This is a genomic window from Streptacidiphilus melanogenes, assembly GCF_000787835.1.
Classification (GTDB): domain Bacteria; phylum Actinomycetota; class Actinomycetes; order Streptomycetales; family Streptomycetaceae; genus Streptacidiphilus; species Streptacidiphilus melanogenes.
Window position 1 is genome coordinate 228,665 of sequence record NZ_BBPP01000009.1, and the last position, 22,138, is coordinate 250,802.

Genomic DNA, 22,138 nt, shown 5'->3' on the forward strand with positions numbered 1-22,138 from the left:
GGCGGGCCATTCCGACGCTGTCCCGCAACTGTGACGGCCCCGTCCGGGGCCCAAGCCAGGTCGACTCCCCCGCGCGGACGACATCAACCTCGTGGGAAGGCTGATCCGTCCCGGCCGCGCGTGCGCCCGCACGCCCCCTCGGCCGGCGCGATCACCCGCCTTCCCTCCACACCGACGGAGAAAGCGGCCACCATGCGCGCTCGGCAGCGGAACAACCGGCGAGGACCCCTGGTCCGGAGCCTGACAGCGGCAACCACGGCTCTCGCCGTCGCGGCGGTACTCGCCGGCTGCAGCTCGGGCGGCTCGACCACCGCCACCTCCTCGTCCTCGCCCTCCGCCGCGGCCACCGCGGCGTCGTTCCCGGTCACGGTCGCGGCGTCGAACGGCAAGGTCACCGTGAAGTCCGCGCCGAAGCGGATCGTCTCGCTCTCCCCGACCGCCACCGAGGACCTCTACGCGGTGGGCGCGGGCCGGCAGGTCGTCGCGGTCGACTCGGACTCGAACTACCCGAGCAACGCCCCGGTCACCAAGCTGAGCGGCCTCACGCCGAACGTCGAGGCGATCATCAAGTACTCCCCCGACCTGGTCGTGGCCTCCGCCGACTCCGGCGGTCTGGTGGCCCAGCTGACCAAGGTCGGCGTGCCGGTGCTGATCGAGCCCGCCGTCACGAAGCTGGACGACGCCTACGACCAGATCCAGCAGATCGGCACGGCGACCGGCCACCGCGCGCAGGCGCGGCAGACGGTGACGTCCATGAAGTCCGCGATCGCCGCGGACGTCGCCAAGGCCGGCACCGCGCACAAGGGCCTGAGCTACTACTGGGAGGTCAGCGCGAACCCGTACTACTCGGTGACCTCGCAGACCTTCATCGGTCAGATCGTCTCCCTGTTCGGCCTGAAGAACATCGCGGACGCCGCGGACAAGGCCTCGGACGGCGGCTACCCGCAGCTGTCCCAGGAGTACATCGTCACCGCCAAGCCGCAGCTGATCCTGCTGTCGGACAACAGCGCCGCCGACGGCGGCCAGTCCCCGGCGGTCGTCGCCAAGCGCCCCGGCTGGTCGGGCGTCCCGGCGGTGAAGAACAGCCAGATCGTCGGCCTGGACGACGACATCGCCTCCCGCTGGGGTCCGCGTCTGCCGCAGCTGGTCGCGCAGATCGCGCAGGCGCTGGAGAAGGCTCCAGCCCAGTGAGCCACCGCCGATCGGGCGACGGCCGGTGAGCGCACCGCGCCGCGTCCTTCGCGCCTACGGCACCGCGGCGGCCTTCCTGGCCGCCGCGGTGCTGCTCAGCGCCATGGTGGGCGCGGCGGACCTGAACCCCTGGGCCACGGCGTCCGCGCTGCTCGACAAGCTGCCCTTCGTGGACCTGCACTCGGGGCTCAGCCCGCTCGACCAGGCGGTGCTGTTCCAGATCCGCATGCCGCGGATCGTGCTCGGCGCGCTGGTGGGCGGGCTGCTCTCGCTCGCCGGGGCCGGCTACCAGGGCGTGTTCCGCAACCCGCTGGTCGACTCGGGCCTGCTCGGCGCCTCGGCCGGGGCGGGTCTCGGCGCGACGATCGCGATCGTCTACCTCGGCGGCAGCGGCCCGGCCACGGTGCCGGCGGCCGCCTTCGTCGGCTCGCTGGTGGGCGTCGCCGTCGCCTACCTGGCGGGCGCGGCCGCCGGGACGGGCACGGCCACCCTGCTGCTGGCCGGACTGGCCGTCGGCATGTTCCTCACGGCGATCCAGACGCTGGTGCTGCAGCGCTCGGCGCAGGACATCCAGCAGGTCTACTCCTGGCTGCTCGGCTCGCTCGCCACGGGCGACTGGCACCAGGTCGTGGAGATCCTGCCCTACGCCGCCGTCAGCACGCTGGCGATCCTGCTCCACGGCAGGCACCTGGACGTGCTCTCCGTCGGCGACGAGGAGGCCCGCACGCTCGGCATGCGCCCTGCGCGGATCCGGCTCGTGGTCGTCGCCGCCTGCGCGCTGGCCGCCGCCTCGGCCGTCGCGGTCAGCGGGCTGATCGGCTTCGTCGGCATCATCGTGCCGCACGCGGTGCGGCGGCTCGCCGGGACCTCGTACCGGCTGGTGCTGCCGCTGTCGCTGCTCTTCGGCGCCGGCTTCCTGGTGCTCGCCGACACGCTGGCCCGCACCGTCCTGGCCCCGGGCGAGCTGCCGATCGGCGTGGTCACCGCTGTGATCGGCTCGCCAGTGTTCATCTGGATCCTGCGCACCACGCGGGCGGTCCGCACATGAGCGCGCTCACCGTCGACGGCGTGGACGTCGACCTCGACGGCAGGGCGGTGGTCCGCGAGGTCTCCTGTGCGGTCGACTCCGGCGGCTGGCTCGCCGTGATCGGCCCGAACGGCGCGGGCAAGTCCACGCTGCTGCGGGCCGTGGCCGGACTGCTGCCGCGCCGGGGCCGGGTCGCCGTCGACGGCGCCGACACCCGGGGGATGCCCGGACGCGAGCTCGCCCGGCTGCTCGCCTTCGTCCCGCAGAGCCCGATCCTGCCGCCCGACATGACGGTGGCGGAGTACGTCCTGCTCGGCCGCACCCCCTACCTCGGCTACCTCGGCGGTCCTGGCCGCCACGACCGGCTCGTCGCCGACGAGGCCGCCGAACAGCTGGACGTCGCCCGCTTCGCCGAGCGCAGGCTCGTGACGCTGTCCGGGGGTGAGCGCCAACGGGTCGTCCTCGCCCGCGCGCTGGCGCAGGAGCCGCGCCTGGTGCTGCTGGACGAGCCGACCTCCGCCCTCGACATCGGCCACCAGCAGCAGGTGCTCGACCTCGTCGACGACCTGCGCCGCGCGCAGGGCCTCACCGTCGTCACCACCCTCCACGACCTGACCACCGCCGGCCAGTACGCCGACCGGCTGGTGCTGCTCGACGAGGGCCGGGTCAAGGCGAGCGGCCCGGCGCCCGAGGTGCTCAGCGAGGCGCTGATCTCCGACGTCTACGCGGCCCGGGTGCGCGTCACCGTCGACGGGCACGGGCGGCCGGTCGTCACCCCCCTGCGGGATCGCGCCGCTGCCGAGGGCGGGCCCAGGTGACCCCGCCCGCGCGCCACGTGCTGGTCCTCGGCGGCACGACGGAGGCACGCCTGCTGGCCGAGGCGCTGGCCGCCGACCCCGCGTACGAGGTGACCACCTCGCTGGCCGGGCGGGTGGCCGCGCCGAGGCTGCCCTCGGGGCGGGTACGGATCGGCGGCTTCGGCGGGGCCGAGGGCCTGGCCGCGTGGCTGCGCGCCGAGTCGGTCCACGCCCTCGTCGACGCCACGCATCCCTTCGCCGCCGCCGTCAGCGCCAACGCCGCCGCGGCCGCGCACGCGACGGGCGTGCCGCTGCTGGTGCTGTGCCGCTCCGGCTGGGAGCCCGTCCCGGGCGACCGCTGGCATCATGCGGCGTCACTGGACGAGGCGGCGGCGCTCCTGCCCGACCTGGGCACGCGGGTGCTGCTGACCACCGGCCGCAACGACCTGTCCCCCTTCGCCGGCCAGGACCGCCTGCCGCGGTTGGACGCGCTGTGGTTCCTGGCCCGGTCCGTCGACCCGCCGCCCGTGCCGCTGCCCGCCAACGTCGAAGTCCTGCTGGACCGCGGTCCGTTCACCGTGGAGCGGGAGCGCGCCCTGCTGCGCGAACGGCGGATCGACGTGCTCGTGACCAAGGACAGCGGAGGGGCGGCCACCGCGCCCAAGCTCACGGCGGCACGGGACCTGGGCCTGCCGGTTCTGCTGGTCCGGCGCCCGGCCCTCCCAGCCGGGGTGGCCCGGACGTCGCACCTCTCCGGCGCGCTGGCCTGGCTCGCCGAGCGGACCTGATGCACAACGACCGTACGGCGGAAGGCAGAATCGGAACCATGCGGAAGATCCTCGTCATCGGAATCGGCGCGGGCGATCCCGACCACCTCACGCTCCAGGCGGTCAAGGCCATCGCGCGCACCGACGTGTTCCTCCTGCTCGACAAGAACGAGGAACGCCAGGACCTCGTCCGGCTGCGGCTGGAGATGGTCGAGGAGCACGGCCGCCCCGGCCACCGCGTCGTGCAGGTGCCCGACGCCGAGCGCGACCGCCGCACCCAGCCCGGGTACCCGGCGGTGGTCCACAGTTGGCGCACCCGGCGCGCGGAGCTGGTGGAGCGGCTGATCGCCGAACAGGTCGGCGGCGAGGAGACCGGCGCCCTGCTGGTCTGGGGCGACCCGGGCCTGTACGACAGCGTCATCGCCGTCCTCGACGAGGTACTGGACCGCGGCGAGGTGTCCTTCGACTACGAGGTGGTGCCGGGCATCAGCAGCGTCTCGGCGCTGGCGGCGAGCCACCGGACCGTCCTCACCCGGGTCAGCCGGCCCGTGCGTATCACCACCGGCCGCCGCCTCGCGGCGGAGGGCTTCCCCGCCGGCTCGGACGACACGGTGGTGATGCTGGACGGCAAGGCCGCGTTCGCCTCGATCGACCCGGCCGGGATCGACATCCACTACGGCGCCTACCTCGGCACCGCGGACGAGATCCTCGTCTCCGGCCCGCTGTCGGAGGCGGCACCCCGGATCGCCGAGCTGCGGCGCGAGGCGAGCGAGCGCAAGGGCTGGATCATGGACAGCTACCTGCTGCGCCGCACGGAGGACTGACCCCCGTGCGGCGCCGGGTCGCCCGGTGGGCTCAGGCGGCGTCGGCCTGCTTCCTGCCGCCGCGGACCCACCGGTGCTCGACCTTGGCGAGGCGCCAGTAGCCGATCGCGCAGGCCCAGACGACGACGAACAGGCCGACGATGACGAAGCCGACGTTGTTCAGGTCGATGTTCGAGATCCAGCCGGTGACCGGGTCGGTCAGGTCCAGCTGGTCGTGCAGGATGCCGACCAGCTCGATCGTGCCGATCAGGAACGCGACGGCGATCGAGAGCCCGGTGATGGTGAGGTTGTAGTAGACCTTGCGGACCGGGTTCGAGAATGCCCAGTGGTAGGCGAAGTTCATGAACGTGCCGTCGAGGGTGTCGAACAGGCTCATACCGGCGGCGAACAGCAGCGGCAGGCAGACGATGGCGTACCAGGGCAGACCGGCGGCGGCGCCCGACCCGGCCATCACCATCAGCGTCACCTCGGTCGCGGTGTCGAAGCCGATGCCGAACAGCACGCCGACCGGGTACATCTGGCCGGGCCGGGTGATGGACTTCGTCAGCCGGCCCAGGATGCGGTTCATGAAGCCGCGGCTGTCCAGGTGCTTCTCCAGCTCGTGCTCGTCGAACTGGCCCGCCCGCATGGCCTTGAAGACCTTCCAGATGCCCACCAGGGCCACCAGGTTGAGCGCGGCGATCAGGTAGAGGAAGCTGCCGGAGGCCAACGTGCTGACGGTGCCCAGGTTCTGACGGGCGCTGGAGTTGTCTTTGGTCAGGTTCGTGGCGATCCGCATGCCCGCGGCGATGCCCGCCGCCAGCACGATCACGATGCTGGAGTGGCCCAGCGCGAACCAGAAGCCCACCGAGATCGGCCGCTTGCCGTCGGCCATCAGCTTGCGGGTGGTGTTGTCGATCGCCGCGATGTGGTCGGCGTCGAAGGCGTGCCGCATGCCGAGCGTGTAGGCGGTGACGCCGAGGCCAAGGCCGAAGACCTGGGTGCCGACCTTGTAGTGGTGCGGTGCGACGAGCGCCGCGAGGATCCCGAAGGCGACCACGTGCAGGGCCACGATGACCCCCAGCAGACCGGCGCTGCGCCACCAGTCTCTTCTCTCCCACCGGACGACGGGGGTCGCGGGTATCGCACCCGCCAGGACAGCGGTCGCGGACGGGTTTTCGGGCAGCGTCATGGAAGGCCAGCCTCTCCAGCACCTCGTGGATGGTCTCGTGCGTGCCGTGGCCGGTCTCCTGGCTGACGGGTACCACCGTCCCCGCCTCTGGCCTTCCCAGGCGCTGGCTGCGCCCAGTGACCTCCCGCGATCGCGTCGGCGACCGCGGGAACGAAGCAGGGACTTCCCGATCACAGTGGCGAGGGCCGCTCCGGACTTGAACCGGTCTTCCCGAACACCACGGCCCGACCACCCTAGGGCCGCCCGGCAGATCGCCACAAGCCTGCGCAGGTGCGCAGGTGTTGCAGATCACTCGGGGTGCACGACCACCGGTCAGCCCGACGGGGTCGTGAGCGGCGCCGCCGGACGCCCGGCGGTCGCCTCGTCGACCGCTTCCACGAACGCCCTTGCCCCGCAGGCCTGGTCGTCGACCGCCGCACGAACGTCCGGCAGATGACAGGAGGCCTGACGCACCGTGTGCACCGCCGGTGGTCCCTCCGCGCGGCGTTCGCGGTCGCGCTCCGCGCCGCGACGCACGGCGCTGTGCACGGCCCGGGCGAGCCGGGAGCCCCACACCGACCGCGGCCCGCCGAAGGGATCGGGCTCGTCCCCCGGCCCCGGCGCCCGGACTGCGACGCAGACCGCGTCGGACGGGGTGCCCGAACAGGAGTACCCCGCGTCGAGGAGGGCCTGGACCTTGGCCTCGGTGGCCGTCGCCAGCAGGTTGACCAGGCCGGCGTCGGAGACCGGGGCGGGGACGACAGCCAGGATGTTGATCGTTCCCGGGCGGTACGCGCCGTCACCGGCTGACACCGCGTCGGCCGCCGCCCAGGTCGGCAGGCCGATGCCGGTCGTCACGACGGCCGTCGCACCCTCGTCCTCGGCCCAGGTGACGTCGTCGACCCTGGCGGCGGTCATCAGGCCGACACCCGGTCCGGTCAGCCCCTCCGCGCTCGCGAGGTCGGCGAGATGACGGTCCGGGTCGAGGCGGCTGTAACCCGGGCGGACCTGCGCGTTCAGCACCCACCCACGCTCCCCGACACCGCCACCGAGGATCGCGCTGCTGACCATGCGCCAGCCCGGCCCCGCCCGCCACACCAGCAGGTGCCGACACGCGCCGTCCTCGATCCGCCCGGCCCGCGCGATCCGCACCCGCCCCATCGGTCCCCCGCTCCCGCGCCCACCCCCGCGGCGGCGCGCGGCGCCATCATCCCAGGCCGGAGCGTCGCTGTCGTCAGCAGACGGCGGGGAGCCGGTCCTTCCCGCGCGAGTCCGTGCGCGTGCGAAGGAGTACGCGACGGTATAGCGTTGTTTCTCGTACAGTCGCAGCCGTACCGGTCACGGCCGTATGAACAGCCGTATCCACCGGCCGCATCGGCATGCGGCACGGCCCACGTCACATCACACCCCACACCGCTTGGATTGGTCCACGCATGCGGGAGGTGGAGCGGTGACGACCGCTACCCGGTGGCGCCCAGACCTCCCGGTGACCGTCTTCTGTCTGTGGACGATCGCACTCGTCGGTCTGTACTACGCCTTCTCCGCCCAGAGAACCATCTTCGTCGCGGTCGGCCTCAGCGGCGTCGCGGGCATCCTGCTGGGGCTTGCGCGCAACCGCCCTGCCCATCCGCTGCCCTGGCTGCTGCTGGCCACCGCGAACCTGACGTTCACGCTCGGGGAGCTCGCGCAGATCGTGCTGATCCAGTACGAGCACGAGAACCCTGTCACGTCGATCGCGGACGCCTTCTACCTCGTCACGTACGTCCTGTACGCCGCGGGGCTGCTGGGCTTCATCCGCTGGCGGTCGTCACGGCAGGACCGGGCCAGTCTGGTCGACGCGCTCACTCTCACCGCGGCCCTGGCGCTGCTGTCCTGGGTCTACGTGATCGTCCCCTACGCGCACACCCCGGGGCAGACCTGGTTCCAGCGGGCCGTCTCCATCACCTACCCCCTCGGGGACATCCTGGTGCTGGCGATGCTGCTGCGGCTGCTGGCTCCGCGCGGCGGCAAGAACCTCTCCCTGGTCCTGCTCACCGTCGGCACCGTCGGGCTGCTGGCGGCCGACGTCGCCTACGCCCAGCTCCAGTTGCACGACGTGTGGCGCACCGGCACGCCCGTGGACCTGGGGTGGGCGGTGTTCTACGGGGCGTGGGGCGCGGCGGCCCTGCACCCGTCGATGAGGGCCCTGACCGAGCCGGTGGTAGTGCGGCAGGAGAGCGTGCGGGGCTGGCGGCTCGGCCTGCTGGCCGTCGCGTCGCTGACGGCTCCGGTGATGCTGATGATCGCCGCCGCGCGCGGGAAGACCGGCAACGCCGGCGTGATCGGGGCGTTCTCGGCGGTGCTCTTCCTGCTGGTGCTGCACCGTCTCTCCGGCGTCGCGGCCACCCACCGTCAGGCGCTCACCCGCGAGCGGGTCCTGCGGACGGCGGCCACCGGACTCGGCGACGCCGAGTCCGTGGCGGACGTCGCCGTGACCGTGACGGGCGCGGCGCGGGTGCTGCTGGACGGCGGCGCCGGGCGCAGCGTGCTGTTCGCGGTCAGGGACGAGAACGGCGACTGGTGCGTGCGGACGGAGGGGGGCATACCACCGGACGGAACGCCCCCGTTCGACGCCGACAGCCTGGCGGTGGTCGCGAGCGGCGGCACCCGGCGGCTGAGCGTCGCCGAGCTGCCCCAACCCCTGCGGACCTGCTTCTCGGGCCGCCATCCCGTGCTGGTCTGTCCGCTCGCCGCACAGGACCCGTCGACGAAGGACCCACCGGAGACGGGCGCGCTGCTGGCCGAGACCGACGAGTGGGGCCTGGCGTCCCGTCGCGACAGCCTGGCCACGCTGGCCACCCAGGCGGCCCTGGCCACACAGCGGCTGCTGCTGAGCCGGGAGGTCGGCCGGCGCAAGAGCGAGGCCTACTTCCGGACCCTGGTGCAGAACGCCTCGGACGTGATCCTGATCCTCGGCGACGACGACACGGTCCGCTACGCGAGCCCGTCAGCCGCCCAGGTGCTGGGCTCGACGGAACTGACCGGAAGCCGGTTCCCGGATATGGTGGTACCGCAGGAGAAGCGCATCGTGCGCGACGCGCTGGCCCAGATGCGCGTGCGCGACAGCGACAGCCGGCGCGACCACTGGCGGATGCTGCGGCCGGACAAGAGCGCCGTCGAGGTCGAGGTGCGCTGTAGCGACCTGCGCACCGACCCCACCGTGGGCGGCTTGGTGCTCACCCTGCGCGATGTCACCGAGCAGCGCAACCTGGAGCGGGAACTGACGCACCGTGCCTTCCACGACCCGCTGACGGGTCTGGCGAACCGGCTGCTCTTCCAGGAGCGGGTCTCGCACGCGCTGGCCCAGAGCCACCGCGAGGGCACGGTGGTCGGCGTGCTCTTCGTCGACGTGGACGACTTCAAGATCGTCAACGACGTGCAGGGCCACGGAGTCGGCGACGAGTTGCTGGTCGCGCTCGCGCTGCGCCTGTCGACCACGGTGCGGGCCTCGGACACCGCTGCGCGGATCGGCGGCGACGAGTTCGCGCTGCTGATCGAGGACCCGATGACGCCAGCGGACGTGGAGGCCTTCGCCGACCACGTGCTGCAGGTGTTCACCGAGCCGTTCCAGTTGAGCGTGGGCCCGGTGAGCGCCTACGTCAGCGTCGGCATCGCCACCACCGAGGACAGCTACGACTCCGTCGAGCTGCTGACCCACGCGGATCTGGCGCTGTACGAGGCGAAGACCGCCGGCAAGCGGCAGTGGCGGCACTACCACCCGTCGCTGCAGAGCGGCATGCTGGAGCGCCACGAGCTCCAGGACAGCCTCAACCGCGCCGAGGTGGACTCCTTCCAGGTGCTCTACCAGCCGATCGTGGAGCTGGCGACCGGCAGGGTGGAGGGGTTCGAGGCGCTGCTGCGCTGGCCGCACTCCACCCGCGGTGTGGTGATGCCCGAGCAGTTCATCACGCTGGCCGAGGAGAGCGGCCAGATCGTGCCGCTCGGAGGCTGGGTGCTCGACCTGGCCACCGCGGAGGCGGTGGGCTGGCACCGCCTGCTGCGGGAACGAAACGTGCGCGGCGGTGTGCCGGTGTGGCCCTACGTCAGCATCAACGTCTCACCGCGGCAGTTCCACGATCCGGGGTTCCCCGGGGTCATGCACCACGCGCTGGAACAGTCCGGGATCGCTCCCTCGTCGCTGGTACTGGAGCTGACGGAGAGTCTGCTCATCCGCCGCGACGAGCGGATCCTGGCCGAGATGCAGAACCTGACCGACCTCGGCATCCGCATCGCCATCGACGACTTCGGGACGGGCTACTCGTCGCTGAGCTACCTGCGCGAGTTCCCCATCTCGATTCTGAAGATCGACCGCACGTTCATCGACGAGCTCGGTCGGTCCCCCCAGCAGTACGCGCTGGTGGAAGGCATCACGCACCTGGCCGACACCCTGGGGGTGACGGTGATCGCCGAAGGAGTGGAGACCACCCGGCAGCAGGAACTGCTGATCGCGCTGGGCTGCCATCGCGGTCAGGGCTACCTGTTCGCGCAGCCGATGGAGGCGGAGGCCGCCCGCGAACTCCTGCTCGAATCGGCGTCCGGCGCCTTCAGGCCCAGCACGCTGCGACCCGGAGTCGCCTGAGCCGGCCGCCGCCCGGCTCCCGAACCCCTGGAAGGCCCCTGGATGGCGATGCCACAGAGACCCTCGCCCACGCCACGGCCCGGCCGGTACCTGCTGCTCCGCAACGACCAGGAGCAGTCCGGCGTCTGGCCGGCGGAGCTCGCACCGCCGGACGGCTGGCGCCCGGCCGGGCCTCCGTCGGAGTCCGCCCACGCGTCCTCCGCCGCGCTCGCCGCAGGACGCCCGTACCTCTGGCCGAAGCTCAGTCCCGGTCACCGCAGCCCGCCGGGCGCGCCGACCGGCCGGGCCGCCGGCCGCGGAGCCCGCGGCGATCCGGTGCCGACCGTCTCCGCGCTGGTCCGCACGCAGGCACACCGCACGCCGCTCGCTCCGGCGCTGCTGTGGGCCGGCGGCCAGTTCGACTACTCCGCCTTGGACACCCGCGCCGACGTGACCGCCGCGGCGCTGCAGGAGCGCGGCTGCGTGCCCGGCACGGTGGCGGCGGTCTGCCTGGACCGCACCGCCGATCTGGTGGTCTGCCTGCTCGCCATCCTGCGCACGGGGGCGACCCTGCTGCCCCTCGATCCCGCGATGCCCCCCGCCCGCCTGGCCCATCTGCTGGGCGACGCACGCGCCCGCCTGGTCATCACCGGGGAGGACCACCGGCGGCTGTGCGAGGCCGCCGCGACGGCCGGGTCCGTGGACGCCGGTCGCGGGGCCGCCACCACGGCGGTCGTCCCGGTCGACGAGGTGACCGGCGTGGGCAAGCCGGGGGAAGGGCCGTGGGAGCGGCCACGGCCGGACGAGCCCGACCCGGACGACGTCGCCTACCTGATCTACACCTCCGGCTCGACCGGGGCGCCGAAGGGCATCGCGGTCACCCACCGCTCCCTGGCCGGCTCCCTGGCCGCGTCCTCCGCCTGGTACGGCTGGCATCCCGGCGACCGCGCCGTGCACCTGGCCGCGATCAGCTTCGACACCTCACTGGAGCAGATCTTCGGCCCGCTGATCACCGGGGCCGCCACCGTCCTGACCGGCGGACCGCCCTGGGCCCCGACCGAGGTGCTGGACGCCGTCGCCCGGCACCGGATCTCCACCCTCGACCTCACGCCCGCCTACTCCCGCCAGCTCCTCAGCCTGCTCGGGACCGGCCGGTACGCGCTCGACACGCTGCGGCTGGTGGTCGTCGGCGGGGAGATCGTCCGGGCCAAGGACTGCCGCGGCTGGCTGGAGCACGCTCCCGGGGCCAGGCTGGTCAACGCCTACGGACTGACCGAGACCACGATCACCTCGACCACCTGCGACCTCGGCGCCTGGGCCGCCACGGCGGACGACAGCGCCCCGGCCCCGGTGGGTCGCCCGCTGCGGGGCACCCTCGTCCACGTCCTCGACCCGGACCTGCGGCCGGTGCCGTCGGGCGAACGGGGCGAGGTCTACATCGGCGGCAACCATCTGGCCGAGGGCATCTGGCGGCAACCCGACCGGACGGCGGAGGAGTTCCTGCCGGACCCCCTGGCCGACAGCCCCGGGGGACGGATGTACCGCACGGGCGACATCGGGGTGCTGCAGCCGGACGGAACGCTGTCGGTGGTCGGCCGCGTCGACGACCAGATCAAGATCCGCGGTCACCGGATCGACCCCGCGGAGATCGAGGCCGTGCTGCGGGCCCACCCGGCCGTCGACGACGTCGTGGTCGTCGCGCAGCAGCGCGACCAACGTGACCAACTGGACCAGCATCTGGCCGCGTTCTACCGCCCCGCGCCCGACGCCGCGCCCGACGGCGAGACGGCGGACCAGCTGCGCCGCGCGCTCGCCCGGGCCCTGCCCGGCTACATGATGCCCGCCTCGTTCACCGCCGTGGAGAGCCTGCCGGTCACGCCGCACGGGAAGATCGACCGCCGGGCGCTGGCCCGGGCCGCGCACCAGGCCCGCTCCACGGCCGGCCACGCCCCGCCTCCCGCCCGAGCTCCTGCCACGCGCGTCCCGGCACCGGCCGTTCCCGAACCGACGGTCTCGGAGCCGACCGTCCTCCCGCCGGCCGCACCGGCTCCGGCCGCTCCACTCCGGCCCCACGCCGCCATGGCACACCTGTGGTCGCAGATCCTCGGCGTCGGACACGTCCGCGAGGAGGACGACTTCTTCCATCTGGGCGGCAACTCACTGCTCGCCATGGAGATGCTGGCGCGGGCCCGCGTCATCTTCGGCATCGACATCACCGAGGTGCGCGAACTCTCCCGCGCGCTCCTGCACCGTCCCACCCTCGCGGCCTTCACCGAGCAGGCGATGCTGGCCCGCCGCGGCCGACTGACCGGCGCCGACCAGCCACCGGTCGACTTCGCCGCCGAGGCGGCGCTGAACCTGACCGCCGCCGGTACGCGCGGCCCCGAGCCGAACCCCCACCGGCCCAGGGACATCCTGCTCACCGGGGCGACCGGCCTGTGCGGCGCGCACATGCTCGACGAACTCCTGCGGCGCACCGGAGCCCGGATCCACTGCCTGGTGCGCGCCGCCGACCAGGCCCAGGCCTTCGAGCGGCTGCGCGCCGCCCATCTGCGCTACCTGCGGCGGGATCTCGCCGCCGACCGGCGGCGGGACCGGATCCTGCCGACCGTGGGCGACCTCGCCGCGCCGCGGCTCGGGCTCGCCGCGGAGACCGCCGAAGCGCTGGAAGCGGAGCTCGACCTGATCTACCACTTCGGCGCCCAGGTCAACTTCATCTACCCCTACCAGGACCTGCGGGCCGCCAATGTGAACTCCGTCCGCGCGCTGGTCGAACTGGCCGCACCCCGGTCGGTCCCGCTGCACTACACCTCCAGCCTGGCGGTCATGGCCGGGTACGGCGCCGCGGGCGTCAAACAGGTCACCGAGAGCACTCCCCTGGGCCACGCCGACTACCTCTCCGTCGGATACGTCGAGTCCAAGTGGGTGGCGGAGCTGCTGCTGCAGCACGCGGCCGCGGTGGGCGTCCCGGTCAGCGTCTACCGGCTCCAGGACGTCACCGGCTCCCTCAGCACGGGCGTCCTCAACACCGCGACGGAGATCTGCGCCCTCATCAGGTTCGTGGCCGACTCCGGCCTGTGTCCCGCCGTCGACCTGCCCCTGGACCTGCTGCCGGCCGACGACTTCGCGCACGCGGTGCACCACATCTCCACCGCCGTCCCGCACGCCGGGGGCGTCTACCACCTGACCAACCCCCGCCCCGCGTTGGTGGACGTGCTGGGCGACACCCTGCGCACGCGGGGGTGGGCGGTCCGGGAGGTTCCCTACCCCGAGTGGGTGGGCGCGCTGATCCGGTTCGCGGCCGAGCGCCCGGCCCATCCGGTGACCCCGTTCGTGCCGCTCTTCGTCGACCGCTGCAACCACGCCGACATGAGCGTCAGCGAGATGTACCTGCAAAGCGTCTTCCCGCGCTTCAGCCGCGACCACGCGGAGGCCGCCCTGGCCGGCAGCGGCCTGCGGATCCCCCCGGTGGACCGGGACATGCTCGGCCGCTACGTGGACGCCCTGGAGGGCGAGGGCTATCTCCCGCCCCCGCACCGGAAGACCTCCCGCCCGGCGACGCCGGACGGTGCGTCCTGGCCCGCACTCGACCTCTCCCACGCCCCCGCGGACGCGCCCGTCGCCTTCGGCGGCAGCCTCGCCCCCGACGACGTCCGTGCCGCCTACGCCGCGGGCGCCTATCCCATGCCCGCGCCCGACGACCGCACCCGCGAGACGGCCATGGCCTCCTACGGGGCCGAGGTGCGCGCCGGGCGCATCCCCGTCGTCGGAGCGGAGGGCGACCCGTGGGCCGTCACCTGGTGGTCACCCGACCCCCGGCCGGTGATCCCCGTCGACGGGGTCCACCTCAGCCGCAGACTCGCCCGCACCCTGAACCACCGCCTGCGCTGGACCACCAGTGCCGACCGGGACTTCGAGCAGGTCCTGCACGCCTGCCGGGCCGGACGCCGGCCGGTGTGGCTCACCGACGAGCTGATGGACTGCCTGCTCGAGCTGCACGCGCGGGGCCTGGCGCACAGCGACGAGGTCTGGGAGGGCGACCAGTTGGTCGGCGGCGTGCTCGGCGTGCGGGTCGGCCGCGCCTTCAGCATGGACACGATGTTCGGTGCCCGCCCGGGGGCCGGCGCGGTCGCGGTGGCCGACCTGGCGCGGCGCTTCGCCGAGGCGGGCGGGGAACTCCTGGACGCCCAGCGCGACAGCGCGCACGTGCGGGCGCTCGGCGCGGTGCTGATGCCGCGTCAGCAGTACCTCTCGCTGCTCCGCGGCGACGAGCGGAGCGGCGATCTCGACTCCGTGCCGCCCCTGCCTCCCTGGCCTCCCCTGCCGACGGCCGCGGCGGAGGCCCGCCGGCTCACGGCCCGCTGACCACAGGCCGCTGACCGCGGGCCGGGGTCCGGGGTCCGCCTCAGGCGAGTTCGGCCCAGATGGTCTTCGCGTCACGCGCGTAGCGCGTGCCCCAGTCCTGCGAGAGCCGCCCCACGATGAACAGGCCGCGGCCGCCCTCGTCGACGGTGCGCGCATGGCGCAGATGCGGGGCCGCCAGGCTTGCGTCGCGGACCTCGCAGGTGAGCGTGCCGTCGTGGATCAGGCGCAGCCCGATCGGGCCGCGCGCGTGGCGGATGGCGTTGGTGACCAGCTCGCTGACGATCAGTTCGGCGGCGTAGGCCTGCTCCTCGTCCAGGTCCCAAGCGGCGAGGCGGTCACGGACGTGACGCCGCGCGACGGCGGCAGCGGCGGGGTCCGCGTCCAGCTGCCAGCCCGCGACCTGGTCGGGCGGGAAGGGTTTGGTACGGGCCAGGAGCAACGCCACGTCGACCGAACCCGCCGGAGGGAGGGAGTAGACGATCTCGTCGCACAGGTCCTGCAGCGGCCGGTGCGGACGGCTCAGCGCCTCCTTGATCGCGCGCGGGCCGTGGACGTGGTCGGCGGCGTCGTTGGCGAGGGTGGACAGGGCCAGCACCCCGCCCTCCGGGACCTCCAGGCTGACCGCGGCGAAAGGGGAACGGTCGAGCTCTCCGAGGCGTGGCCCGGCGGGGATCTCGGGGTTTTCTACGGTTCCGTCCGGGTGGGCGACGAGCAGGCCCCCGGAGCCCGACCGGGCGACGGTGCACCGCAGCGAGAGCGGGTCGTAGACGGCCACGAGGCAGTCCGCGAGCCAGGGCCCCGCGTGCTGCAGATCCGCCGCGGGCAGGTCGGCCAGCTCGCCGGCCAGCACCAGCGTGGTGTCGTGCAGGCGGGCGAGCAGCTCGTCGGGGCCCAGGTCGAAGCCCGCGAGGGAGCGGATCACGGTACGCAGCTGCCCCATGGCGGTGGTCGCCCGGATGCCCTGCCCGGCGACGTCTCCGACGACCAGCGCGGTGCGTGCGCCGGGCAGGCCGATCACATCGGTCCACTGTCCGCCGCCCGGGGGCAGCAACGAGGCGGGGGTGATCTCCAGGGCGGTGCGCGAGATGCGTCGGGGAGGCAGGAGGTACCGCTGGAGGGTGGCCGCGAGAGCATGCTCGCGCGCGTAGCGGCGCGCGTTGTCGATGCTCAGGGCCGCATGGTCGGCCACCTCGAGCAGCAGGGCGGTGTCGTCGTCGCCGAAGCCCTCCGAGGGCTCCTGGCGGTAGAGCGTGACCAGGCCGAGCACCGAGCCGTGCACGGTCAGCGGGACGACGAGCATCGAGTGCGCCCCGAGCTCCCGGATGGACTTCACCCGGGCCGGATCGGCCGCGACCCACGGCAGGTCGTCCAGCAGCGGCACGGTCCGGGGCCGCAGGTCCGACAGTGCCTGGGTGTACGGGGTGGGCCCGGGGATGTCGTAGACCGTGCCCACCGGATACAGCGGTTCGTGCTCCCCCGAGGTGGAGCGGAACGCCGCGCGCCGCAGAGGTGTGCTCGGCACGAGGGCGGCGGGCGCCGGGGCGTCCCCGCGGATGACGGCGTCGACGACGTCCACGCTCACGGTGTCCGCGATGTCGGGCACCAGCACATCTACCAGCTCGCGGCAGGTGGCGAGCACGTCCAGGGTCCGCCCGACCCGCTCCCGCGCCCTGGCCAGGGTGCGCAGCCGCCGGCGGGCATTCTCCCGCTCGGTGACGTCGACCACCTGGAGCGCGACGGCGAAGACGCTGCCGTTCCGGTCCTGGAGCCGGAAGGCGGACAGGGAATACGTCCGCTCGCGCTCGGGCTTGTCCACCGCCCAGGCCCGCACGATCTGGTTGACCAGCGGCTCACCGCCGTCCAGAACGGCCCTGACCCGCTCCTCGACCTCCTGCGCGTCGACGAGGCCGTAGGCCTCCGTCAGCGGACGCCCGACGAGGTCCTCCTCCCGGAGGGTCCGCATGGCCGGGGTGGCCACGTTGACCCGGATGACGCGCAGGTCGGTGTCGAGCAGGTGCAGCCCGACCGGCGACTGCTCGAACAGCACGTCCAGCAGCGCCTCCGCCGCTCCTTCGGCGTCGTCGAGAGCGTCACCGCTGCCCACATCCGCCACCTTCCGCCACCTTCACCCTGCCCCACCGGGCACCCTGCCCGAAGCCGACACCCTTTGGCTCAGGTGTATACCGCCCGGCCGACCCCAGCCAGTCGGCCACCCGGCATCCACCCCGCCGGGCGGACGCCGAGCGCCCGGCCGGCGGCGTCAGCAGCAGAAGTCCCGGACGGTGGCGGTCAGGACGTCGGTGAGCAGGTCGAGCGAGGCGAGGTCGACGTACTCGGTGGCCGCGTGCGCGCCTGCGCCGTCGACGCCGAAGAGGAGGCAGGGGATACCCGCGCGGTCGAGGAGCGCGCAGTCGGTCCAGAAGGGTTCGGCGCGCACGACCGGGGGGTGGCCGAGGGCCAGGGTGGCGTGGTGCGTGAGGGTGCGGACGACGGGGGCCTGCGGGTCGGCCTCGAAGGGCTCGCGGTGGAGGCCGCGGGTGAGTCGGTAGGCGAAGTCGGGGACCGTGGCCGTCAGGTGGTCCAGGAGGGAGGTGAGTTCCTGTTCGACGCGATCGGCATGCTCGCCGGGGACGGTGCGGCGTTCCAGGGTGATGCGGCAATGGGCCGGATAGGTGGAGGGCTCCTCGCCGCCGCGGATGACGGAGGCGTGCACGGTGCCGGTGCCGAGGAGGGGGTGCGCCGGGCCCTTTGCGAGGCGGCGGCCCAGGTCCTCCAGGGCGACCAGGAAGTGCCCGGCCTTGGCGATCGCGTCGACGCCCAGCTCGGGGCGTGATCCGTGCGCCGCGCGTCCGACGATCTCGACGTCGAACCAGGCGAAGCCCTTGTGGGCGAGGGTGACCTCGAGGTGGCTCGGTTCGACGACGACGGCCGCGTCGGCCGTGAAGGACTCCAGCACCTCCTCGGTGCCGAAGCTGGCGTGCTCCTCGTCGGCGACCAGGGCGAGCACGACGTCGCCGCGCAGCGGCCCGTCGGCGGTGGCGCGCGCGGCGGCGACCATCATGGCCGCGAGACCGCCCTTCATGTCGAAGGTGCCGCGCCCGTGCATCCTGCCGTCGCGTATCCGCGGTTCCAGCGGGTCGCCGTCGTAGCCCGCGAGGCTGACGGTGTCGAGGTGGCCGTTGAGCATCAGGGCCCGGCCGCCACCGGTCCCGCGGACGAGGGCCACGAGGGAGGGACGGCCCGGGTGCTGCTCCAGCCGGTGCAGTTCGAACCCGCGGGCGGCCAGCCAGCCGCCGCAGTAGTCGGCGATGGCGCTCTCGCCCGCCCCGCCGGGGACGAGGTCGGGGTTGACGGAGTCGATGGCGACCAGGCGGGCCAGTAAGCCCGTCGGCGTGACAGCGGACTCTGCGGTGGCGGAGGTCTCGGGGGCTGCGGCTGTCTCGGGGACCATGACGTCCTTCCAGGCGAGGTGACGCCGCCTCCGGAGACCGAAGGCGCGCGCTTGCCCGAGCACAGTGCCGCACCCGCGTCCCACCGGTCCAGCCCTACCCGGCGGGCGGCGTCCCGCCCGACCGGAGGGTCAGCAGCGTGATCTCGCTGGGCGCGAAGACCCGGAAGGGCGGTCCCCAGAAGCCCGTGCCACGGCTGGTGTAGAGCTGGGTGCGGTCCCCGTGGCGGCTCAGACCCTGCACCACCGGCTGGTCGATCCGGACAAGGAAGTTGAACGGCCAGATCTGGCCGCCGTGGGTGTGCCCGGAAACCTGGAGGTCGATGCCGGCGGCGACGGCCTGGGGGACGAACTTGGGCTGGTGGGCGACGAGCAGGACCGGCTGGTCCGGGTCCGCGCCGGCCAGCGCGCCGAGCAGGTTCGCGCGGTGCCCGGCCTCACCGGAGGACTCCGCGGTCACGTCGTCCACGCCCGCGAGGACCAGCGCGTCGCCGTCGTGCTCCACCACGACGTGCCGGTTGTGCAGCGGCTCCCAGCCCAGCTCCGCCATGCGGTCCAGCCAGCCCTGGGCCTCCCCGCCGTACTCGTGGTTCCCCGTGACGTAGACCTTGGCCAGCCGCGACCGGATCGTGCCCAGCGGCGCGGACTGCTCGCGCCGCTGGGTGGGCGTGCCGTCCGCGATGTCGCCGGCGTGGACCACGACGTCCGGGTCGAGCGCGTTGACGGCGTCGGCGACCCGCGCCGACCAGGCCGCACGGTCGATCGGCCCGTAGTGGGTGTCGGCCAGGACGACGACCCGGGTCCCGTCCAGGCCCGCGCCGAGCCGCGGCAGGTGAACGTCCAGGCGCCGCACCCGCGGCACGCGCATGGCCTCGTGGTGTCCCCAGCCCAGCAGCCCGGCGGCGACCGCGGCGACGGCCCCGGCCACGATCCTGGCCCGGTCGACGCCGCCGACGCCGAGGCCGATCAGCCCGAGCTGGACCAGGCCGCCCAGCACCGACCAGGTGAACAGGACCCAGACCACCCCGAGCGACGTGTCCGCGACGCGCGCGGCCCGGTCGTCCCGGCGTGCCCCGTGGCCCGCCACCATCAGGAAGGGGATGGAGACCATCCAGGCGACCAGGACGAGCGTCCCGGCCAGGAAGACCGGCAAGGGCCAGTCGACACCCGAGGCGAGCAGCGTCCACCACGGCGGGAGGCAGAGAAACACGAGAATGAGGAGGACGACCGTCAGGCGTCGGCGCACGGACCGCCGTGGCGTCGGGCTCTCCTCCGAAGACGCGGCATCCGGGCCTGCGGCATCCGGGCCCGGCCCGGCCTCCGGTGCGGCGACGGCGACGGCGGTCTCCGGTCCCGCGTGGTCCGTTCGAGGGCCCGGCCCCGATCCGATCGATTCGCTGTCAGCCACTGCGCCGCCCCTCACATCCGCGGTTCCACCTCTCGATCCCTATCATCCGACAGGCAGTCACCGGTGGACGCGCCCGGGTCCGCCCTCGTCGACCGGCCCGGCCGCGCAGCGCGAGAACGACGAGAGGAACGTCAAGCACTCCCAGGCGATCACGGCATACGAGCTGTTCGACGGCCGCAGCCACTAACCTGCGGCGAGGCGGACTGGGAGGCCATTGCCGACCTCGCCCTCGACTGGGCCCTCGAGCCCACGCCGGGCGTCCTCGACCAGCGCTCGTCCTGTGCCCCGGCCACTGGCGGTGATCTCCGGACCGGGGCCCGAGGGGGCCCGTGCACGAGCCGGTGTGCGGGGCCCTCCTGCGACGTCCTTCACCCGAACAGGGGGCGTCTCACCCGATTCTCGCCCGCTGAAACGGCCGCGCGGGAGGCGGCGGCTCAGGGCAGGGCTTCGAGTCCGGCGCGCAGCTGGCGGCGTGAGGGGATGCCGAGCTTCGCGAAGACGTTCCCCAGGTGGTACTCGACCGTCTTGGCGCTGACGAAGACGGCAGCGGCGATCTGCTGGTTGGTCATGCCCTCCGCCGCGAGGCAGGCGATGCGGTACTGCTGCTCGGTCAGGGTCGCAGGAGCGGCGGGAGGGGCGCCGGCGGACCCTCCGGCGCCGTCGTCCGCATCGCCCGACGCGATGCCGCTCGCGGACACGCTGACGCCGGTCTCCCGCAGCTGCCGCGAGCAGCGGTCTGCAAAGGGCAGCGCGCCGAGATCGGCGAAGCGCGCCTGCGCCGACAGCAGCCAGCGGCTGGCCTCGCGTCGCCGCCGGGCCCGCAACAGCAGGCGGCCGTAGTCGAGTTCGAGCTCGGCCAGGCTGAACGGCGGGTCCGCGTCCGAGGTGCTGCCGACCGCAGCGGCCAGCTGCCCGGCTGCCGCGGCCGCGCCGCCCTCGGCCGCAGTGAGCCGGGCCTGAAGCCTGGTCAGGACGACCGTCAAGCTGGAGCCGGGCCCGGCGACGTCGCGCAGCGCGGCCAGCGCGGAGCGCGCCTCGCCGAGCCGCCCGGTGTCGATCAGGGCCTGCAGTTGGAGGGGACGCCACCACGCGTGGTGCAGCCCGAACAGGTCCGGCCGGGCGCTCACCGGAGCGAGCGCGGTGAGCACACGGCCCGGCTCCCCACGGGCGTGGGCCAGACACGCCGCCGCCAGCGCCGGGAACACCGCGTAGTGGGCGGGGCCGTGCGCGCGCTGATCCGCCGTCACGGACCGCACCTGCTGGGCGGCCGCGCCCCACTCACCGCGCAGGGCGCAGAGGCACGCCGTGAGGGCGGCCGCCGGGATGCCGTCGCGGACGTCCCGGCGGGCCACGGCCACCCGCGTCGACTCGCCGGCTTCGCGCAGCGCCGACTGCCAGTCCCCGAGCTGGAACAGGACGAAGCCGAGGTAGGCGTGCGACAGCGCGCGCACCGCCTCGACGTCGGCGTCGCCCTCGTGCAGGAGGACCTGCCTCAGGTCGCCCACGGCCTGGGCGGGCCTGCCGCTCTGCGCCAGCCACATGCCGCGGGCCCAGCGCAGGATGCCGTGGCCGCTCCGGTCGGTCGGGCTGGTGCCGAGGTCGGGCGCGAGCAGGGCCAGCCGGCGCAGCGCCGCGTCCGGGGTCCGGTGGATCCTTCCCTGGGCGTCCGCCGCGAAGTACACCGCCCACTGCCGCGTCCCACTGCCGAGCCGGTCGCCGACCCTGTCGCCGGACCGGTTTCCGGACCGGTTTCCGAGCCGGTCGCCGAGCCCGGTGTGGGCGAGCAGGGACAGCGCGACGCGTTCCTGGGCCTCGTGGTCCGCGGTGTCGGCCAGCAGCGCCGCGGCGGCGAGCTCGACCTCAGCGCGCGCCCGGGCGGGGAGCGCCCCGGCGAGGGTCCTGGCCTGGTCGAACAGGGCGTGCGCGGTCTGGTGGCGGCCCTGGCGGGCGGCGAGCCGGCCCAGGAACAGGTTGCGCGGCACGCTCGGTGCGAGCGGGGCGAGTTGCTCCGCCAGCGCCGGTGACCATCCGGCGGCGGGCGCTGTCATGCCCCATCCGGCGGTGGTCAGCAGCCGTCGCTCCCGGTCGGGTCGGGAGGTCGACAGGTCGGCGGACCACAGCAGCAGCGTTCCGGCCCGCTCGGTGTCCCCGGCCCGGTGGTAGCGCCTCGCCTCGGTCTCCAGACGGGCGGCGAGCCGCGCGTCGGGGCAGCGGGCAGCGAGCACGGCGTGGCGGAAACCCTGGACGCCGCTGAGCTGTGCGGCCGCGGCGCGGTGGACGTCCCGGCGCAGCGCCACGGGCAGGCGGGCGTAGACGGCCTCGCGCTGGGCCTGCGAGCGGATGGCGACCGGCTCGACCAGTCCGCGGGGCTGCCAGGCCACGAATCCGGCCTTGACCAGATCGTCGAGCGCGGCCACGGGATCGGCCACGCCGGCGACGGCCGCGAGGACCGGTAGCGGTGTGGCCCCCTCCAGCACGGCCATCGCGGCCAGCAGGCGCAGACTCGACGCGGGCAGCGCGCGGAGCCCGGGCGGCGCGGGCGGCGTGCCGCGCCGCCCGGGCTC

At 73.9% G+C, this 22,138-nt stretch carries 13 protein-coding genes and 1 riboswitch; of the genes, 7 read left to right on the forward strand and 6 right to left on the reverse strand.

Annotation, left to right across the window (positions count from 1 at the left end; genetic code table 11):
- Positions 1-192 precede the first annotated feature (192 nt).
- From TR49_RS13400 to cobF, 5 genes are read left to right on the forward strand one after another with little or no spacing between them, the layout of a single operon-like run.
- Positions 193-1,191: an ABC transporter substrate-binding protein gene (locus TR49_RS13400; RefSeq protein ID WP_042381198.1), complete on the forward strand. Its 999-nt coding sequence runs from the start codon at positions 193-195 to the stop codon at positions 1,189-1,191.
- A 25-nt stretch (positions 1,192-1,216) separates the two neighbouring features.
- Positions 1,217-2,239 carry a FecCD family ABC transporter permease gene (locus tag TR49_RS13405; protein ID WP_042381200.1) on the forward strand — a complete coding sequence of 341 codons (1,023 nt, stop codon included), beginning with the start codon at positions 1,217-1,219 and terminating at the stop codon, positions 2,237-2,239.
- A complete protein-coding gene (locus TR49_RS13410) occupies positions 2,236-3,036 on the forward strand; it encodes an ABC transporter ATP-binding protein (RefSeq protein ID WP_042381201.1) in 801 nt (266 codons plus the stop codon). The genes TR49_RS13405 and TR49_RS13410 overlap by 4 nt, the downstream gene beginning before the upstream one ends.
- Positions 3,033-3,803 (forward strand): cobalt-precorrin-6A reductase, encoded by a 771-nt coding sequence (locus TR49_RS13415; RefSeq protein ID WP_042381202.1) that lies wholly within the window; start codon positions 3,033-3,035, stop codon positions 3,801-3,803. Before TR49_RS13410 ends, TR49_RS13415 begins: the two co-directional genes overlap by 4 nt.
- Positions 3,804-3,841: 38 nt before the next feature.
- Positions 3,842-4,606: a precorrin-6A synthase (deacetylating) gene (gene cobF / locus TR49_RS13420; RefSeq protein WP_042381299.1), complete on the forward strand. Its 765-nt coding sequence runs from the start codon at positions 3,842-3,844 to the stop codon at positions 4,604-4,606.
- A 31-nt stretch (positions 4,607-4,637) separates the two neighbouring features.
- Here cobF and nicT read toward each other — a convergent pair whose 3' ends face one another.
- Both nicT and TR49_RS13430 read right to left on the reverse strand, forming a co-directional pair.
- Positions 4,638-5,777: a Nickel transporter NicT gene (gene nicT / locus TR49_RS13425; protein ID WP_042381204.1), complete on the reverse strand. Its 1,140-nt coding sequence runs from the start codon at positions 5,775-5,777 to the stop codon at positions 4,638-4,640.
- 31 nt (positions 5,778-5,808) lie between these two features.
- Positions 5,809-6,014, reverse strand: a riboswitch (cobalamin riboswitch).
- A gap of 75 nt (positions 6,015-6,089) precedes the next feature.
- Positions 6,090-6,917 (reverse strand): adenosylcobinamide amidohydrolase, encoded by an 828-nt coding sequence (locus tag TR49_RS13430; protein ID WP_084724861.1) that lies wholly within the window; start codon positions 6,915-6,917, stop codon positions 6,090-6,092.
- Positions 6,918-7,206: 289 nt separating this feature from the next.
- Between TR49_RS13430 and TR49_RS13435 the strand changes: the two genes are divergently transcribed.
- Together TR49_RS13435 and TR49_RS13440 are read left to right on the forward strand one after the other, a co-directional pair.
- Positions 7,207-10,374: a putative bifunctional diguanylate cyclase/phosphodiesterase gene (locus tag TR49_RS13435; protein ID WP_160311595.1), complete on the forward strand. Its 3,168-nt coding sequence runs from the start codon at positions 7,207-7,209 to the stop codon at positions 10,372-10,374.
- A gap of 48 nt (positions 10,375-10,422) precedes the next feature.
- Positions 10,423-14,718, forward strand: a complete 4,296-nt coding sequence (locus TR49_RS13440; protein WP_160311596.1) for an amino acid adenylation domain-containing protein — start codon at positions 10,423-10,425, stop codon at positions 14,716-14,718.
- Positions 14,719-14,758: 40 nt separating this feature from the next.
- Here TR49_RS13440 and TR49_RS13445 read toward each other — a convergent pair whose 3' ends face one another.
- The 4 genes from TR49_RS13445 to TR49_RS13460 all read right to left on the reverse strand — a co-directional run.
- On the reverse strand, positions 14,759-16,831 hold the full coding sequence (locus TR49_RS13445; RefSeq protein ID WP_042381206.1) for a SpoIIE family protein phosphatase: 2,073 nt from the start codon (positions 16,829-16,831) through the stop codon (positions 14,759-14,761).
- A 147-nt stretch (positions 16,832-16,978) separates the two neighbouring features.
- Positions 16,979-18,169, reverse strand: coding sequence for an ArgE/DapE family deacylase (locus TR49_RS13450; RefSeq protein ID WP_042381208.1), 1,191 nt, complete (start codon positions 18,167-18,169; stop codon positions 16,979-16,981).
- 94 nt (positions 18,170-18,263) lie between these two features.
- Positions 18,264-19,412, reverse strand: a complete 1,149-nt coding sequence (locus TR49_RS13455; protein ID WP_042381209.1) for a metallophosphoesterase — start codon at positions 19,410-19,412, stop codon at positions 18,264-18,266.
- Between the two features lie 596 nt (positions 19,413-20,008).
- Positions 20,009-22,138 (reverse strand): helix-turn-helix domain-containing protein (locus TR49_RS13460; RefSeq protein WP_052434266.1); only part of this gene is annotated, 2,130 nt, incomplete at its 5' end.

Bases quoted from the DNA above. Each gene is read 5' to 3' on its own strand.
- TR49_RS13400 (WP_042381198.1), top strand. From the start codon at position 193: ATGCGCGCTCGGCAGCGGAACAACCGGCGAGGACCCCTGGTCCGGAGC.
- TR49_RS13410 (WP_042381201.1), top strand. From the start codon at position 2,236: ATGAGCGCGCTCACCGTCGACGGCGTGGACGTCGACCTCGACGGCAGG.
- cobF (WP_042381299.1), top strand. From the start codon at position 3,842: ATGCGGAAGATCCTCGTCATCGGAATCGGCGCGGGCGATCCCGACCAC.
- nicT (WP_042381204.1), bottom strand. From the start codon at position 5,777: ATGACGCTGCCCGAAAACCCGTCCGCGACCGCTGTCCTGGCGGGTGCG.
- TR49_RS13430 (WP_084724861.1), bottom strand. From the start codon at position 6,917: ATGGGGCGGGTGCGGATCGCGCGGGCCGGGCGGATCGAGGACGGCGCG.
- TR49_RS13440 (WP_160311596.1), top strand. From the start codon at position 10,423: ATGCCACAGAGACCCTCGCCCACGCCACGGCCCGGCCGGTACCTGCTG.
- TR49_RS13450 (WP_042381208.1), bottom strand. From the start codon at position 18,169: ATGGTCCCCGAGACAGCCGCAGCCCCCGAGACCTCCGCCACCGCAGAG.